Source organism: Microcoleus sp. MON1_C1, assembly GCF_036701945.1.
Lineage (GTDB): Bacteria > Cyanobacteriota > Cyanobacteriia > Cyanobacteriales > Microcoleaceae > Microcoleus.
In genome coordinates, this window is sequence record NZ_JAUBRO010000012.1 from 65393 (window position 1) to 82242 (window position 16850).

The following is a 16850-nucleotide window of genomic DNA, read 5'->3' on the forward strand; positions in this document are numbered from 1 at the left end:
TAAGTTCATTCATTCGATCGCCAGCAATCACACATGGACGCAACACTTGTTACCTACTTTGGCGGCTGTCACTGCGGAGCTGTCCGCTTCCGTGTCGCCGTTGACAAACACGAAGCATCTGATTGCAACTGCTCTATCTGTAAAAAGAAGGGATTTTTGCACCTCATTGTGCCGCCGGAACGTTTTACCTTGCTCAGCGGCGAAGATGTTTTGACCACCTATACATTTAATACAGGAACTGCTCAACATACTTTCTGCCGAATTTGCGGCATTCACTCGTTCTATCGCCCCCGATCGCATCCCGATCATTTCGATGTCAACGTCCGCTGTCTTGACTCAGATGCCATCAAACACTTTCAGATCCTACCCTTTGACGGTGTTAATTGGGAGGAGAACGTACACTTGCTCCGCGACGAAAGTAATCTCAGCAGTTAAAATTGCAGCTCAAGAATCAAAGTCCGCAAGGGTAGGAGTAGTTAAAACCTGCGCTACCATTGCGAGCGCTCTTGCTCGGACGGACTATCAAGTTTGACACAATATATAATGATGCCGGATGAATTTCCTGTTTTGATTTTAGCTGCGGTGTTGGATTATTCGATCGGCGATCCTTGGGGTTGGCCGCATCCCGTGCAGGCGATGGGTTGGGCGATCGACCGCTATACTCGACTTGTCTTTAATATATGGAATAATCCCGCAGGCAAAATGCCTGAAGCAGCGGATCGTCCCCCTGGCGAGCAGCACAAACTGCTGCTACGATGTGCTGGTACAATACTAGCGATCGGGCTGATTGTAGGCAGTTATACTGTCAGTTGGTCGATCGTCCAAGCTGGTAGTTGGGTGCATCCTCTTTTAGGTATTGCCCTAGACACCATTTTGCTGGCAAGCTGTTTTGCAGGTCGCAGTTTGAGGGCGGCTGCAGAGGATGTGCTAGCACCTTTAAATGTTGGAGATTTAGTCAAGGCGCGAGAAAGGTTGAGCCTTTACGTGGGCCGGGATACCGAAAACTTATCCGAGCCAGAAATTCTGCGAGCATTGTTAGAAACTGTAACAGAGAATGCAGTCGATGGTGTGACAGCACCGCTATTTTATGCCTTACTTGGGTTCGCTCTGCCGCATCTATTATTAAGTGTTACCGCTGGGCCGATCGATCCTAACTCGATGTGGGCGAGTGCTATAGTCCCCTTGGCGATCGCTTACAAAGCAGCCAGCACATTAGATTCTACGATCGGCTACAAAGAAGCACCATACACAGATTTAGGATGGTTTAGCGCCAAACTAGAAGACGTGCTGACGTGGATTCCTTGCCGGCTAACAGTGATTACTTTAGCCCTTATATCTGGCAAACCGATTTACATTTGGCAAATTTGTCAGAGAGATGCTGTTAAAGATGCCAGCCCCAATTCCGGTTGGAGCGAGTGCGTTTACGCCGCCATCTTGGGAGTACAACTAGGAGGTACCAATTCCTATCGCGGAGTTCTCAAACACAAACCGCTGTTAGGCGAGCCGATTCACCCGATCGCAGCGCCGCTAATTTGCCAAGCATTGCAATTAACTCGGTATTGCTTTCTGATTTGGTTGGGACTATCATTGCTTTTTTATACCTTATTATGTTTGAGCTGCTAACTGATGACCTCACCCGAACAGTCCAGGAGGCATAAATAAGGTATTTCTGTCATTGTTCGCGCTCAGCCAAGCAATCGCAGCATCTCCTTTTCATCCGTTCGGGGTAAGTCCTGCAGAAGACACAGATCGACCACCGACAGAAGCAAAAAAAAGTTTTGACCTTTGTTCAAACCCCCAAATTCATCTGTAAAGTCAATCTAAAATCTAAAATCTAAAATCTAAAATTGTTCGATCCGTCAACAGCCAACAATTAGGTCGCAGCAACCAATGACTAAAATTATCGAAATTTTATCCCCTGATGAAGTGAGGCGTACTCTCACCCGCGTCGCTTCCCAGATTGTCGAAAAATCAGGGAACCCCTCGGAGTTAGTGCTGTTGGGCATTCATAGTAGAGGAGTGCCTTTAGCTCAAATTTTGGCAGATCAAATTGAAGTCCTCGAACAAGTCAAAGTACCCGTGGGCGCTTTAGATATTACCTTTTACCGAGATGACTTGGATCGAGTTGCGATGCGGACACCGGCTAAAACAGAAATTCCTTTCGATTTGACGGGCAAAACCGTGGTGTTGGTAGATGACGTTATATATAAAGGCAGAACGAGTCGAGCGGCTTTGAATGCGGTCAACGATTACGGCCGGCCGGAGAAAATTTGGTTGGCGGTATTAGTCGATCGCGGCCACCGAGAAGTACCGATTCAGCCGGATTTTACGGGTAAAAAGTTGCCGACTGCAAAGGAAGAACAAGTTAAGGTTTACGTTCAAGAACTCGACGGGCGCGACGGAGTGGAGTTAATTAAGGGTTGATATCGTTGACCTTGGCATCGGAATAATAATTTTTGGAGTGCTGTACGATCGTCGCCGCGCAGCGCCCGCCATCTCAGAAGCGAGCCGATATAATGTGGAATTGATTAAGGCTTGATCTCGTTGACCTTTGCATCAGAATAATAATTTTCCGAGTGCAGTGCGAAATCTTGAGATCGCCATCGATCTCACGAGCGAGTCTATCGACCAAATTTCTAGTTGGCGATCGCACTTGCGACCTCAGAAATGAGGTTTCTTGGTATATTTTTCGTTACTGATCGCAAAATTTTCGTAGAAACCCGGTGTCTAGCCGCCCATCCGTCCAGGACTGGTATCTGGGAAGAAACCTGGTTTTTAGCCAGAGCGCGAAGCGTCGTGATGGATTTTAAATCGGCAGTGCAGGAGTTGAACCTGCCTGGGGCGAATTATGAGTTCGCTGCCTAAACCGCTCGGCCAACTGCCGTTAAATCGATTTCTTTGATCTAACTCAAAATGAATTATAACATAATTTCTCAGTCCGTGCTAGAACTAGAGAACAAAAATCAAAATCTTTAGATCTGCTGAGTCCCGATCGCCTGTTAGCCAATGTGCTGGAGCCGATCGACCGGACAAAGCAGTTTCTAGGACTCGGCATAAACTTATAGGCAATGGCAGTGAATTCGACGGTAGTGCTGACTCTAATTCTGCTGGCTCTGATGTTTGGAGCAGGCGTGACGAGTTCTGTTTGGGGATTTACTATAGGTCGCGAAGCCTTGCAAGGAACGACTCAACCCGATGTTCGTCCCAGCAACAATGCTGGCAGCGGCAAGCCTGGAAAGACGGCTAGTAAAGACCAAGTGAGCATTTTGAAAGAAAAAGACATTCTCACAACCGTCCAAGCACGGGTAGAAGGTCGCGATCCAGAAAAAACAACGGCTCAAGCAAATACTAAAACAGACAAGGCAAGCTCTAAACCAGCCGCGGCAAAAAAACCGGCTGCACAAAATGCCAGCGCCAAGTTTCCCCTGAACAGTCGCGACGGGGGAATAACCCTGGAAGTGAGCGCGGCCAGTCAGCGCAACAATTCCATGCTGCTAGACGTGAGCATGAAAAATGAAGGCTCCCAACCTGTGAGGTTTCTCTACAGTTTCTTGAACGTTACTGACGATCGCGGTCGGGCTCTGAGCGCGACTGCCGAGGATTTGCCCTCGGAACTGCCCCCCAACGGGCAGGTGTTTTACGGTACGGTGAGTATTCCCACAGCTTTGCTGGAAAATGCTAAAGAAGTTTCGCTGACGCTGACAGATTATCCAGGTCAAAAACTTCAGTTGCAAATATCTGGCATTCCAGTGGCGAAGTAAAATAAAAGAAGACCAAACCTGCAGACAGATTCTCAGGTTTGATCGAGAAAGTTTTTTTAGGGAGCATTGTGTCACTTTTAGGGGCGAGAGTGCAGGAGATATCTGATTTACCCGCGATGAGTTCGACAGAGGTGCTGTCGCGGTTGCTGTCAGTGCTGTTGCTGATTGCGATTAATGCTTTTTTTGTGGCGGCTGAGTTTTCGATGGTGACGGTACGCCGATCGCGCATCAATCAGTTAGTGGAAGCTGGCGACGTGGCAGCTTTAACTGTGCAATCTTTGCAGCAAAGTATTGAGCGATTGCTTTCGACAATGCAGTTGGGAATCACTCTTTCTAGTTTAGCTCTGGGCTGGATTGGGGAAAGTACGATCGCCGTGCTAGTCCGAATGTCGATCGGCTATTTGCCACTGCCAATTTACATCAAGTCTGCGATCGCCCATTCTTTTAGCATACCAATAGTAACTTTTTTGTTGCTAGCTTACCTGCAAATCGTACTGGGCGAACTCTTTCCCAAATCTGTAGCGTTGCTGTATTCCGAACAGCTAGCCAGAACTTTAGGGCCTCCGAGTTTATTGATTGCCCGTTTGTTCAAGCCCTTTGTGTCGTTTCTCAATCAATCTACTCGATCGCTTTTGCGGTTTGCGGGCATCGAATACGATCTAAGGCATCGCCCGGTTACTCCCGAAGAACTGCAATTAATTATAGCTACTTCCAGCGAATCCAGCGGCTTGGAAGCAGAAAAGCGAGAATTGCTCAACAACGTGTTTGAATTTGGCGAAGTTTGGGTAGAAGAAGTAATGGTGCCGAGGCCTAGCATTGTCGCACTTCCCAAGACGGCCACCTTTCAAACTTTGCTCGACGAAATGGCGATTTCTAACCATTCCCGCTATCCCGTGACGGGAGATTCTTTAGACGACATTATCGGCATTATTGGCTTCAAACAACTTGCAAAACCCCTAGCTGAAGGTTTGCTATCTCCCGACACGCCAATTGTAACTTGGATGGGTTCGGTGAGGTTTGTGCCGGAGATGATGCTGCTGGGGGAACTGCTGCCTTTGATGCAGAGTTCGTCGGAAGAAATTGCGATCGTAGTCGATGAATTTGGTGGCATTTCCGGGTTAGTGACATTGCGGGATTTGATAGCCGAAATTATCGGTCGCAGCTCCGAGTCACCCGACAGCAAAGAAATTGCTTTGCAAGTATTGGACGATCGCACTTATTTAGTGCAAGCGCAGTTAAATTTAGATGATGTGAATCAAATATTGAATTTGGAGTTGCCAGTAACTGACGAATATCAGACAATCGGAGGTTTTCTGAGCTATCAGTTGCAAAGAATGCCGGCTGTGGGGGAAGTTTGGCGCTGCGAAAATGTGGAACTTACGGTTGTTTCTGTGTCCGGGCCGCGGTTAGAGCAACTTCAAATTCACTTGTTGGAAAGCGCTGCGGGCGATCAAGCTTTAGATGAAATTGCAGCAGCCGATGGGGAAATTATGGGAAAAGGGGGAAAGAATAGCGGGTTGAGTAGTGTGGCAAAATTGTCTCATTAAGATTTTGATGAAAAGGGCGAGCAAAATAGCGCAACTTTTTATACCAAATCTGAGTTAGCAACCCCGTTTATTCTCTAGTCTCTTAGAGAGGGACGAGAGTTTATGGAGGAGCGCTTTCAACCGCCGAGTCGGACTACTGTTTAAGCATAAGGCACCGGATCTTTCAGCCCCAATTCCTCAAAAGCCACCAGTCGCAACCGACAAGAATCGCAAACGCCGCAGGCATTTTCCCCGCCTGCGTAGCAAGACCAAGTTTGCTCCCAAGGTACTCCTAATTGGTTGCCTAATTGAATAATTTCTGTTTTTTTAAGTTCGATCAAAGGTGTTACAATTTTAATAAAATTTCCTTCTCTACCCTGCTTTGTTCCTAACCGAAATACTTCCTGCATGGCTTGGATGTAATCGAGGCGGCAGTCGGGATATCCAGAATAATCTAAAGCGTTGACACCGATGTAAATGCGATCGGCTTCTAGAGTTTCTGCGTAGGCGAGGGCAAAGCTGAGAAAGATCGTATTTCTAGCAGGAACGTAGGTAATTGGGATGTTTTGGGACATTTCTGCAAGATTGCGATCGATCGGTAATTCCATCTCATTATCCGTCAAAGCTGAACCGCCCCACAGTGTTAAGTCAAAGTTTACTATCTGATGTGCCTTAACCGCTGCCGAAAGTGCGATCGCCCTTGCTGATTCCAACTCCCGCCGATGTCTTTGCTTGTAGTCAAAGGAAATAGCGTAACACTCGCAGCCGTCGGCTTTGGCTTGATACAAAACTGTTGAGGAATCCAGCCCTCCCGACAATAAAATAACTGCTTTCACTTACAACATCCTCACTAAAATTAACTTTTATATTTATATCAAATTAGTGGCAAATTGACAAGATAGCAATGCGAAATGCTTGGTGAAAGATATTTTTTTAAACGAACCGCGAAGACGCGAAGGACGCGAAGGAAGAAAAGAGAAGGGACGTTTGTTGATAATTTATAGTGCCTGTTTAACTGGTTCCCAGGCAGAGCCTAGGAACCGAGATTTAGAGGGTCGGCCTCGCATTATGGCCAGGAAAACAGGAGGCAGAGCCTCCAGATATACGTTACCAGGCAGAGCCTAGTAACGAGTACAAAGAAAATTCATCTTTTGTGGAACAGGCATCTTGCCTGTTCTTGATATTGGTGCAAAATGTCAGATTTAAATTCGTAACAAGTCATCGAGTTCGCGGTAATCGGGCAAAGTTGTATCAATTTTAATGCCCTCCCGTAAAACTGTGCGATCGCCCTGCGCTCTAGATAACAATTCGCTGAAATTCCGCGCCTTAAACAAAATCAAATCAGCAGGTAAACCCACTGCAATTCGCCCTAAATTCGGCAATCCGATTAAATCGGCTGGAGTCTTTGTAACTGCACAGGGCCAGTCTCCATAAGGCCTATCTAAATGAGCGATGCGGACTGTCATATTAAAAACTTCCAAAACATCATGGTCGCCAAATCCGTAAAACGGATCGCGACAATTATCGCTAGCAACTGCAACGGGAATTCCGGCTGCTTTGAGTTCGTGCAGCAGTGTCACTCCCCGCCAGCGCGGTGTATGCTGAGAGTCTCGGTCTTGCAGGTAAAGGTTGCACATCGGCAAGCTGACAATGCCAATATTTGCTTCCTTGACTAATTCCAGAGTTTCTGTTACTAAATCTGACGGTTGTACGGCTAAACTACAGCAGTGTCCGCAGATTATTTGACCCTCAAATTCATGGCGGATGGCGGTTTTTGCGACTTCCCGCAATGTTACTGAATCTGGATCGTCGTTTTCGTCGGTGTGGAAGTCGAGGTTTAAATTTCGTTCTTTCGCTAAGGCAAAAACTCGATCGAGTTGTTTGTCTAAGTCGGGGTTCATATAGGCGACGCCGCCGAGAATGCCGCCAATTTGGGCCATGCGATCGGCTAATTTTTCGCCGGCGGGTGTCAGGAAATAGTCGAGGGAAACCAGGGAAACTGCTTGCAATATCAGCCGATCGCCCCATTCGGCTTGCAGCGCTTCAAATACTTCTAAACTAACGGTTCCCTGTTCCCCCGCGCTGTCGATGTGAGTGCGGATTGCCTTGGTTCCGTGGGCGTAGCTGCACTTGAGGCCGAACTGCATCCGCCGGTAAACATCCTCTGCATTCCAGTTTTTTTGGGCATCAGCGCCTACCGCTTCGATCGCGCTGGCAAAAGTTCCATCGGGATTGGGCGATCGTTCCCAAATGTGGCCTTTGTCTAAATGGGTGTGCATATCCACAAAACAAGGCCAAACTAAGCCGCCCTGCAAATCTATAACTGAGATATCTCCACAGGAGGATACAGGTTTTGTACCTGCTGGGATAATTTGGGCGATCGCCCCTGCTGCAATTTCCAAATCCACCAAACAAAAATTGTTCTCACTCCCCGCTGTCGCCACAGTAGAAGCTGACGGGGCGATCGATTTCATCTCTAGAAGAGACGCGGGCACGCGAGCATTTTTGAGCAAATAATTAGATGTACTTGGCAACATTAATTTTGTGAGTTAGTATTTTCCTAAGAATTTAGCGCTACCGCAAAAACGCTACCGAAAATCATTGTCGGTTGAGCGTCGGTTGTATTGTTGGTAACAAATGCTACCTTCTCAGTCTAACCATTTAGACATAAAATTGTACAGCGCCGATCGATCGGGGGTCGAGCGCCAACAAACCGAGCATCTACAAATACTGATTTGCAAATAAACCTAGTTTTCGATCTGTTTGCAGTGGTGCACTCTACCAGCCCAGCTAATGGTAATAAATTGTGGTCGTTCCACTGCCATTAGCAACTGTACAAATCGTGAAACTGAACCATGCAAAAATTTACAAATTGCCCAGTTTGCAGCTCCCAAAAAATCAGCTTCCTGTACACAGCGGGGACAGCCCGCCAACCAAAAGAGCCTCCTAAATGGTCAGTTTACGGATGCGAAGATTGTGGCTTAGTATTCGTAAATCCCCGCCCGACATGGGATGAACTGAGCGATTATTACCCAGAGGGCTGGCAGTGCTACAACACATACGTACCAGACGAAGAAGATGTAGTAAAACAAGCCAAAAAACTTAATGAATTCCGACACATTCCTATCCCTGTAGGCAAGCGGTTGTTAGACGTAGGATGCGGCGGAGGTTCCTTTCTTCAAGTCTTCAAAAAACTCGGAGTTGAGGTAGCGGGAGTTGAACCTAGCTCCTCAGCAGCAGCAGCGGCCCGCGAATGCGGTGTCGATGTTTTCACCGGCACTGTAGAAGAATACGTTGCAGAAAAAGGTACTGACGAAAAGTTTGATGTCATACTCTGTTCCCACGTTTTGGGAGCAACGCCTTTGCCTGCAGAAACACTCGATTGCATGAGGCAATTGCTGGCTCCAAACGGTTACATTTGGGTGGCTGTACCGAACGCAGACAGCCCATACGCGCGGCAACTGGGCTGGCGCTGGCACAGCACCGATTATCCTTACAATCTGATCGGTTACACTCCAAAAACATTAGCTCTAGCCGGCGAAAAGGCAGGTTTGGCAATTCAGCGCAATTACACTTACTCTTTGCCGGATGCCCTTCGTTACTCTATCTGTTTGTGGCAGCGCTATCGATGGTTTGTACCGCACAAAGTTAGCCGCTTATTCCTTTCGGACGAACGTGTTGAGCGCATGGCGAAGGAATTGGACTCGCGCGGCGAAGGCGAGGCAATTTTAATGGAATTCTGTCACCCTCAAAGCCGGGATTAAGAGGTTTGGAGCAAAAATATTCGATTGGATAATATTCGATTTGAGATGAGCTCAAACTTCAAAACTCCGGTTTTGTTGATATCAGTGCGTAATTTTTATCAGGACGGAAACCTTGACCACCAGGTTTTTGAGCAGAAAATTTGGTGACTTTTCACGCAATTTTTCGGAGAAACCGGGTTTCTGAGCCTAAGTCCTGCTTGTATGTGTCTGTCTGCATCTACTTCATGAGAGTGCCCAACAACTAGAAAGAGTTACCATGCAAGAACTGACAAATTGCCCTGTTTGCAATTCACAAAATATCCGTTTCCGCAACAAAGCTGGCACTTCCGATGCCCCTAAAGAACCACTGAAATGGTCGCTTTTTGGCTGTGACGATTGCGGGCTAGGATTTCTCAACCCCCAACCTACATGGGAGGAATTGATTCCATATTATCCCCCAGATTATCTGTGCTACAACACTCGCGTTGAGGATGAGGAACAAGTAGTTGAAGAAGCAAAGCTACGGGGCGAGTACCGGCACATTCCTATCCCTGTAGGCAAGCGGTTGTTGGACGTGGGATGCGGTGGCGGTTCTTTTCTTCAAGTCTTAAAAAAGCTGGGAGTTGAAGTTAAAGGCGTCGATCCTGGGGTATCGGCTACGGCGGCCGCCCGTGATAGCGGACTCGATGTTTTTACAGGCACTTTGGAAGAATATATCGCACAAAAGGGTACGGACGAAAAGTTTGATGTCATCACCTGTTCTCATGTTTTGATGGCAACACCTTCGCCCACGCAAACACTCAACTGCATGAGGCAGTTGCTGGCACCAAACGGTTATATTTGGGTGGCTGTACCGAATGCTGATTGCGAATCAGCGCGCCTGCTGGGCTGGCGATGGCACAGCGCTTATTTCCCTCGCAACATCATACAATTCACTCCCAAAACTCTGAGTAAAGCTGGAGAAGTTGCTGGTTTGGAAATTCGGCGGCAGTCCACTTATTCTTTCCCAGGAGCCGTGGGTTTTTCGCTGTGTTTGCGGTGGCGCCATCGCTGGTTTATACCGCACAAAATTTCCAGCCGCTTGCTGTCAGAAAACTATCTCAAGCGGGCAGCGCAGGAATTGGACTCGCGCGGCGAAGGCGAAGCAATTTTAATGGAATTCTGTCACCCACAAAGCCTAGATTAAGGCGTTGCGAGCAAAAATATTCGATTTGAGATTTGAGATTTGAGATTTGAGATTGACTGCACCTCGGCTGCTGAGAATCTCAAATCTTTTTTTTTCGCATCTGTTAAAACTTCAACATTGGCGTTTGACCGTTGTGCTGTCTTTGGTGTTGGCTATACTGGAAAAGATTAAACTTTGGACTTATATCAAATCCGAGTAAAACCTCCTGTTATCCTGAAACCCAAGCCGAGAAAGGGTTGTGTGTGGATAGCGCGATTGTTTCAACCAGGGAGGTGTGTACTGTCGGTATGATCGCTCACTGTTTCAGATGGCGATTCGGCTTACAACCAACAGCAGCATCTATAGCAAGAGAAAAAAAACTGTGTCAAAACCCAAGCATATAGTTTTAACATCCCATCCCGACAGATCCGGCACCAAACCTCATCCCATTTACTGGGGAGAAATCGATCCCTTGAAACGGGGGCCTGTGATTGGTAGCCTCACCAAATCGTCTCACCGGAATGCGATCGGCACTCATTCGGGTTCCTACTCTGTTTATCGCGCGCTAGCAGTGGCTTCCGGGGCACTCCAAGCAGATCACCGCCCCGATTTTACCAACACCTCTCCGGCCGCACACATCGGGCCGCACCCGAGTTGGGGCGATCGCAATTTAATTGTTTCTCTCGATCCCTTTGGGGGTTTGGTCAGCGAAGTTTATACTTCATTTCTCCAGCAGGGATACGATATTCGACCGACAATTGCGGTCACTAAAGCTCACATTAATATGCCGGAATTGCAAGATGCTATCGCTAAGGGGCGAGTGCAAATTGATGGCAAAATAGTCAAAGCAGGTGGCAATTTAGCAGTAACTAAAATTGCGATCGACCCGGTTTGGTATTTGCCGGGAATTGCTCGGCGGATTGGGGCTCAAGAAAGCGTTCTCCGCCGTGTCCTGTTCGAGCAAACAGGCGGAATGTTCTCGGATTTAGTGACGCGGCCGGACTTACACGTTTTCTTGCCACCAATTGGCGGAACTACGGTTTATATTATTGGCGATGTCGCGAATATTTCTGACCCGGATAAGGAGTTGGCGGTACGGGTACATGATGAATGCAACGGTTCTGATGTCTTCAGCTCCGATATCTGCACTTGTCGCCCTTATTTGGTACACGGGATGGAAATTTGCATCCAAACGGCACAATCAGGCGGTTCTGGGGTAATAGTTTACTTCCGCAAGGAAGGGAGAGCTTTGGGGGAAGTGACTAAGTTTTTGGTGTACAATGCCAGAAAACGGCAGGAAGGCGGCGATCGCGCTGATGCCTATTTTACGCGCACTGAATGTGTTGCGGGAGTTCAAGATATGCGGTTTCAAGAACTAATGCCAGACGTGCTGCACTGGTTGGGTATCTCTCGAATTGACAGTTTAGTTTCTATGAGCGATATGAAATACAATGCGATTATCAATTCTGGCATTCAGGTGGTCGATCGCATCCCCATTCCTGAAGATTGGATTCCCGCAGATGCACAAGTCGAAATTGTCGCCAAAAAAGCCGCGGGCTACTACACGCCAGACCCGGTGCCAGATGCTACAATTCTTGCAGAAGCGATCGGACGCGATTTAGGAGATTAAGAGGGCAAAGACGCGACCGATGGGACGCGAACAATCGCGTCTTTGCTAAATAAAATTTATTGCTGGTTTTTCATCAGTCAGGGTAGGTTATGGCTAATTTGCGTTCTAGTGTGATCGTAAAAACAGATATTTGCGGATATACCGCCAGAGTCAAAAAATTATCTCAGTCGGACTTGAGTAGTTTGTTAAACGAGCATAAAAATTTTGTTTCTGATATTAGCGCCAGAAATGAAGGCAGCGTGATTAAAGGGGAAGGTGATTCATTTTGGATAATTTTTCCCAGCGTCACAGCAGCGGCAGTAGCAGCCATAGAAATGCAGCAAGAATTGAGAGCGCAACAATCTAGCAAGGCGAACGACGAACGATTGGCTATTCGCGTGTCGATTACATTAGGAGATGTCTTGCATCAAGATAAAGATATCTTTGGCGATACTGTGAATTTAACAGCGCGCATAGAATCAGTAACTCCGCCGGATGAAATATATTTGTCCCAAGCAGCATGGCTGGCGCTCAACAAAGCAGAAGTGCAAACGTCTTTTGTCAACGAGTTTTCTTTGAAAGGGATGAGCGAACCTGAAAAAGTATACAAAGTTGACCAAAGTTATAAAACGCGAATCATCAAGAATCAAGCAATAATTAAAGCAGATTTGAGAGGTTTTATTGCTTATCAAGAATCTAATTCTATCAAAGACGTTGAATATTTGCTCACCAACTTTGATACTTTTGAAAAAACAATTTGCGAAGAATACGGTGGCACAATTCGCAGTATTGTTGGGGATTCGCATTTGTTGACTTTCCCGGAAGCTCACTCAGCCTTAGCGGCAATGGAAAGTTTGTGCGAGAATTGGAAACTTTTTATTGACGCCAATCAAATACCTTGTGGCTTGTCCGTGGGAGTTGCTAAGGGAAATTTATATATATTTAGGTCTTGCACTTACGGAAAAGATATTAACATAGCCGACCGACTGGAAGATTTAAGTAAAATAGTATCTCCGAGGACAGAAAAAAACTCGGTGATAGTTTCCGATCAAATAAAACGCGAAGTCAGCGGCTCGAAGTGGGAATATAAGCTGATCAAACTAGATAAAAATGTGATTTTAGATAATCTTTTAGATTACAGTCAGTTTGACTTTTTTCAAGAAAACGATGTTTACCGTTGTTTGGTGGTATGAAGTTGAAAAATATTGAACTTGAGACTGTAGAATATCTGAGAACACCGGTTGCTATTCGCCAAAAGTGCGATCGGCTTTTTGATTTAGCCCGCCTAGACAAACTCCGCTACTTCCGCGTCGATTTATCCCAACTCGACAAAGCAGCAAATTATGTAATTGACACAACGCGCCAACAGTATCCCGATTTTAACATTCCCTTTCACAGTCGCTGGCGACATTTTGAGGCCGGCAACTTGTCGCGACTCGCCGAATTGGATGCAGCTTTAGCGGAATTTGCACTCATAGAGCAAGCTAAGATCAAATTTGATTTAGCAATTATCAGCGTTTTGCTCGATGCCGGTGCTGGTGCAGATTGGCAGTATTGCGAACCTGAAACCGGACAGGTTTACCGCCGTTCTGAAGGGTTAGCAATAGCCAGCTTGCGGATGTTTTGTCAAGGTGTTTTTTCCAGCAATCCCGATTTTCCTTGGCAAGCGGATTATTGCGGACTTTCTCAATTAAAACTCGAAACCTTAGCTGCGGGATTTCAGGTAAGTCGAGACAATCCGCTAGTTGGTTTAACAGGCAGATTAGAATTATTGCAGCGTTTGGGAAATGCGATTTGTCAGCATCCATTATTATTTGGTAGCGCCAACCCCCGTCCCGGCAATTTGGCAAAATACTTGCTCTACAGTCGGGTTTCTGGAGTCAAAACTGTGAATGCTCCTGAAGTATTGAACGCTGTTTTGACAGGTTTTGGGGAAATTTGGCCGGGAAGATATGCAATTGGTGGCGTTAATTTAGGCGATGTTTGGAGGCATCAGGCATTAACAGGAGAAAATCTGGGAGATGAATTCGTGCCGTTTCACAAACTCTCGCAGTGGTTGACTTATTCGCTGTTGGAACCGCTGCAAGAACTTGGTTTAGAAGTCGCCGGATTGGATGAGTTAACGGGATTGCCTGAGTACCGCAACGGCGGTTTATGTTTGGATATCGGGCTGCTGCGGGCAAAAGATTCTGCTATTTTTGAGCAGAGTTACTTGCCTGGTTCGGAAGTTATAGTAGAATGGCGATCGCTGACTGTGAATCTTTTAGATAAAATTGCCGCAGCTATTCGAGAAAAGCTGCATTTGAGTGCGACAGAATTGCCGCTGGTGAAGATTTTGCAAGGAGGAACTTGGGCGGCGGGGCGGAAAATTGCGGGCGAATTGAGGGCTGGTGGAGTGCCACCAATTCAGATTGAAAGTGACGGTACTGTGTTTTAGAAGGAAGAAGGAAGAAGGAAGAAGGAAGAAGGAAGAGGGAAGAGGGAAGTTCGGCAACGGATTCTATAACGGATGTAACGGATGTCACGGATGCCAGGAAGAAGGAAAAGGGAAGAGGGAAGAGGGAAGAGGGAAGAAGGAAGAAGGAAGAGGGAAAATTCTCCCCTCTTCCAACTTAAAATTCAAAATTCAAACCTGAAAACTATACCTCACACTACACTCCCAACAAGCTGCTTAGCGACAAGTGCGATATTTGACGTGATAAACTAAACCGCGATGAGCCAAATCGAAGGAGTCAACGGTGGCCATGCCGGCACCGCGGGCTGTCATTGCAGCATTTACTCTCATATTTACACTGTCGCCGCAGCGAGACCAAACATTAGCTACAGTGGCTAAGCTATCTCGAACATTGTAGTTAGTTTCGCCGCTGAGATTCCGATTAAAAACTGGGCCGCGGGCTCCAGCGAAAAAGTATTCTGCTCGCAGGTTGGCTGTGGTTTTGGGAGCCACGTAGCCGCGATAATCAGCATCGTAGATAGAAATTTGGTAGCCTTGGGGTACTTTGATGGGAATGCTCAGATTGCAGCTTTTCCGGCTTTCTGTTGAAACATTTCCCTGGGCTGCAAACTTATCAAATAGGATGGTGAGTTCTTGACCGTCGGGGCTGACGCTGACGCTGGCGGAGCGATCGGGGCAACCGCTACCGCCATAGCTTGCACCTAAAATTTGAACGGCAGGATTAGCCAACGCGGGGCTGATAGAAGCAGTCATTAATGCCGTAGCTAGCAATAGTTTTACAAACTTCATGGATGTTCTCCTTAATAAGTTCAGTTGTGTGTTAGGAGCACCCTAAAAAAATGGAACTGAATTTCGGTAATGCGTTTTAAAGTTGGATATAACCGCCTTCATGTTGAAAGATGAAAAGCCAGTCACGCCAAGCTTATGACTTCATGTGCAGTTCCTATTCAGGTTTTTTCGATTAGTGAATTAATCGAAAAACTAGGTTTTCTGTTGATACTTCTTAAGATTCATATCTGTTGGTAAAAGTTCCGGAAGATTTCGGTGCGAAACTCCGGATCAGTGTTAATGGGCTTGGATGGAGCGCGAAACAGCGAAACCAGTGGGGAGGCTTTTGGGCCCGGATCTGCGTTCTTAGGAAGAGTGCGGGAAGGAGAGAAACGAGATAATGACATATTTGTCTATTTTCCCACCTCGCATACTTAGTGTCGCGCTGGGCGGATGAAAGGCAAGTGTAGAAGTAATTTTATTCGCGCGGTATTTGTGTTTTCAATAGGGGTTTGATATAAGTAGTTCAGGACGCCGGGGCGGCAGAAACCGGGTTTTTTTGCGTCAAGAATGCCTTGATGGCTGATAAGTTAGAATAAAGCAAATTAATTATTCAAAAAAATGAGTCCTAAAGTTACTGTCATTGACCATCCTTTGATACAGCACAAGTTAACTCTCATGCGGCAAACTCAAACGAGCACGGCGAAATTTCGCCAACTGCTGAAAGAGATTGGAATGCTGCTAGCCTATGAAGTGACGCGAGATTTGCCGCTAAAATACGAACTAATAGAAACGCCGATCGCCCAAATGAATGCACCTGTGCTGGCTGCAGAAAAGAAAATTGTTATTATTTCGATTATGCGCGCTGGTCAGGGACTGTTAGATAGTATTTTAGAGCTGATTCCGTCTGCGAGGGTAGGACATATTGGTTTGTACCGCGATCCGACAACTCGGATGGCGATCGAATATTATTTCAAAGTTCCCCAGGATATCGAACAGCGAGATGTTTTAATTGTCGATCCGATGCTGGCTACTGGTAATTCAGCAGTCGCGGCAGTGGATAGGCTTAAAGAAGTTAATCCGAAGTCTATTAAATTTTTGTGCTTGCTGGCGGCACCGGAGGGACTTAAGCACTTTCACGAACAACACCCTGACGTGCAGATTTATACGGCGGCAGTTGACGAGTGTTTGGACGAGCACGGCTATATTGTACCCGGACTCGGAGATGCGGGCGATCGGCTTTACGGCACTCTCTGAATTCAATAAAATGATTTTGGGCTGTATATGCCAATACATTCATTAAAAAATAATTTTACTAACATAAGTAGTGGTTTGATAGTGCCATACAATGTAAATTGTAAGATTTTAATGTCAGGAAAAGCCTATATAGAGCAAGGGTTGTAGGATTTTCTTACATTAAATTCGTAAATTGCATTATCTAGATGTATTTACTGCATCTTATGGGTAAAATCTCTGCCTTTAGTGTAATTAATCGGAGGAATTACTTCATAAGATAGATGTATGATGCTAACCGTTTGCGATCGACTACTAACATTTTTTGGACGAGGAAAAAAACAATGGAGACTACAGCACAGAAAGAAGCCCCAACTCAGCCTGTTGAGGAAGTGAAAATCAACAATATCAACAGTTTGGAGTTTGAGCTTTGGGCTAAAGCGGTGAAACGGCAGATGATTGCAGCACTCTCTAAAAAGGGCGCGATTTGACATCTCTGGGTTTTTTGTGTGCAACTTGTGTTAATTTAATTAACAAAATTTTTGTCTGCATGGTTGTCCAAGAGCGATAAGTGGCTAGGGGAAGAGTTT

General features: G+C 46.3%; 16 protein-coding genes and 1 tRNA gene. 13 read left to right on the forward strand and 4 right to left on the reverse strand.

Features of this window, described 5'->3' with window-relative positions; translation table 11 throughout:
* Positions 1 to 33 precede the first annotated feature (33 nt).
* The 3 genes from QUA62_RS09140 (at position 34) to pyrR (ending at position 2424) form a co-directional block, all read left to right on the forward strand.
* Positions 34 to 435 carry a GFA family protein gene (locus QUA62_RS09140; RefSeq protein ID WP_190656036.1) on the forward strand — a complete coding sequence of 134 codons (402 nt, stop codon included), beginning with the start codon at positions 34 to 36 and terminating at the stop codon, positions 433 to 435.
* Positions 436 to 543: 108 nt separating this feature from the next.
* Entirely contained in the window at positions 544 to 1623 is a 1080-nt protein-coding gene (cbiB, locus tag QUA62_RS09145; protein ID WP_333403572.1) for an adenosylcobinamide-phosphate synthase CbiB, read from the forward strand.
* A 267-nt stretch (positions 1624 to 1890) separates the two neighbouring features.
* On the forward strand, positions 1891 to 2424 hold the full coding sequence (gene pyrR / locus QUA62_RS09150) for a bifunctional pyr operon transcriptional regulator/uracil phosphoribosyltransferase PyrR (protein ID WP_190738316.1): 534 nt from the start codon (positions 1891 to 1893) through the stop codon (positions 2422 to 2424).
* A 387-nt stretch (positions 2425 to 2811) separates the two neighbouring features.
* Here pyrR and QUA62_RS09155 read toward each other — a convergent pair.
* Positions 2812 to 2884: transfer RNA gene (locus QUA62_RS09155), tRNA-Ile, on the reverse strand.
* Positions 2885 to 3068: 184 nt separating this feature from the next.
* Between QUA62_RS09155 and QUA62_RS09160 the strand changes: the two genes are divergently transcribed.
* Positions 3069 to 3761, forward strand: a complete 693-nt coding sequence (locus QUA62_RS09160; protein ID WP_333403515.1) for a hypothetical protein — start codon at positions 3069 to 3071, stop codon at positions 3759 to 3761.
* A gap of 68 nt (positions 3762 to 3829) precedes the next feature.
* A complete protein-coding gene (locus tag QUA62_RS09165) occupies positions 3830 to 5308 on the forward strand; it encodes a hemolysin family protein (RefSeq protein ID WP_333403516.1) in 1479 nt (492 codons plus the stop codon).
* A gap of 140 nt (positions 5309 to 5448) precedes the next feature.
* On the opposite strand, the gene queC is transcribed toward QUA62_RS09165, so the two are convergent.
* Both queC and QUA62_RS09175 read right to left on the reverse strand, forming a co-directional pair.
* Positions 5449 to 6123: a 7-cyano-7-deazaguanine synthase QueC gene (queC, locus tag QUA62_RS09170; protein ID WP_333403517.1), complete on the reverse strand. Its 675-nt coding sequence runs from the start codon at positions 6121 to 6123 to the stop codon at positions 5449 to 5451.
* Positions 6124 to 6489: 366 nt separating this feature from the next.
* Positions 6490 to 7824 (reverse strand): cytosine deaminase, encoded by a 1335-nt coding sequence (locus tag QUA62_RS09175; protein ID WP_333403518.1) that lies wholly within the window; start codon positions 7822 to 7824, stop codon positions 6490 to 6492.
* Positions 7825 to 8142: 318 nt separating this feature from the next.
* Here QUA62_RS09175 and QUA62_RS09180 point away from each other — a divergent pair, with 318 nt between their 5' ends.
* The 6 genes from QUA62_RS09180 to QUA62_RS09205 all read left to right on the forward strand — a co-directional run bounded on the left by QUA62_RS09180 (position 8143) and on the right by QUA62_RS09205 (position 14440).
* Positions 8143 to 9051, forward strand: coding sequence for a class I SAM-dependent methyltransferase (locus QUA62_RS09180; RefSeq protein WP_333403519.1), 909 nt, complete (start codon positions 8143 to 8145; stop codon positions 9049 to 9051).
* Positions 9052 to 9307: 256 nt separating this feature from the next.
* Positions 9308 to 10216 (forward strand): class I SAM-dependent methyltransferase, encoded by a 909-nt coding sequence (locus QUA62_RS09185; protein ID WP_333403520.1) that lies wholly within the window; start codon positions 9308 to 9310, stop codon positions 10214 to 10216.
* Between the two features lie 361 nt (positions 10217 to 10577).
* On the forward strand, positions 10578 to 11825 hold the full coding sequence (locus QUA62_RS09190; RefSeq protein WP_333403521.1) for a GTP cyclohydrolase II: 1248 nt from the start codon (positions 10578 to 10580) through the stop codon (positions 11823 to 11825).
* A gap of 89 nt (positions 11826 to 11914) precedes the next feature.
* On the forward strand, positions 11915 to 12997 hold the full coding sequence (locus tag QUA62_RS09195) for an adenylate/guanylate cyclase domain-containing protein (RefSeq protein ID WP_333048585.1): 1083 nt from the start codon (positions 11915 to 11917) through the stop codon (positions 12995 to 12997).
* Entirely contained in the window at positions 12994 to 14241 is a 1248-nt protein-coding gene (locus tag QUA62_RS09200; protein ID WP_333403522.1) for a URC4/urg3 family protein, read from the forward strand. Before QUA62_RS09195 ends, QUA62_RS09200 begins: the two co-directional genes overlap by 4 nt.
* Positions 14222 to 14440, forward strand: a complete 219-nt coding sequence (locus QUA62_RS09205) for a hypothetical protein (protein ID WP_333403523.1) — start codon at positions 14222 to 14224, stop codon at positions 14438 to 14440. The genes QUA62_RS09200 and QUA62_RS09205 overlap by 20 nt, the downstream gene beginning before the upstream one ends.
* 35 nt (positions 14441 to 14475) lie before the next feature.
* Here the strand turns inward: QUA62_RS09205 and QUA62_RS09210 are convergent, their stop codons facing one another.
* On the reverse strand, positions 14476 to 15048 hold the full coding sequence (locus QUA62_RS09210) for a DUF4360 domain-containing protein (protein ID WP_333403524.1): 573 nt from the start codon (positions 15046 to 15048) through the stop codon (positions 14476 to 14478).
* A gap of 600 nt (positions 15049 to 15648) precedes the next feature.
* On the opposite strand from QUA62_RS09210, the gene upp reads away from it, so the two are divergent.
* Positions 15649 to 16284: a uracil phosphoribosyltransferase gene (gene upp / locus QUA62_RS09215; RefSeq protein ID WP_333403525.1), complete on the forward strand. Its 636-nt coding sequence runs from the start codon at positions 15649 to 15651 to the stop codon at positions 16282 to 16284.
* Between the two features lie 320 nt (positions 16285 to 16604).
* Positions 16605 to 16751: a hypothetical protein gene (locus tag QUA62_RS09220; RefSeq protein ID WP_006635359.1), complete on the forward strand. Its 147-nt coding sequence runs from the start codon at positions 16605 to 16607 to the stop codon at positions 16749 to 16751.
* The last annotated feature ends 99 nt before the right edge of the window (positions 16752 to 16850 follow it).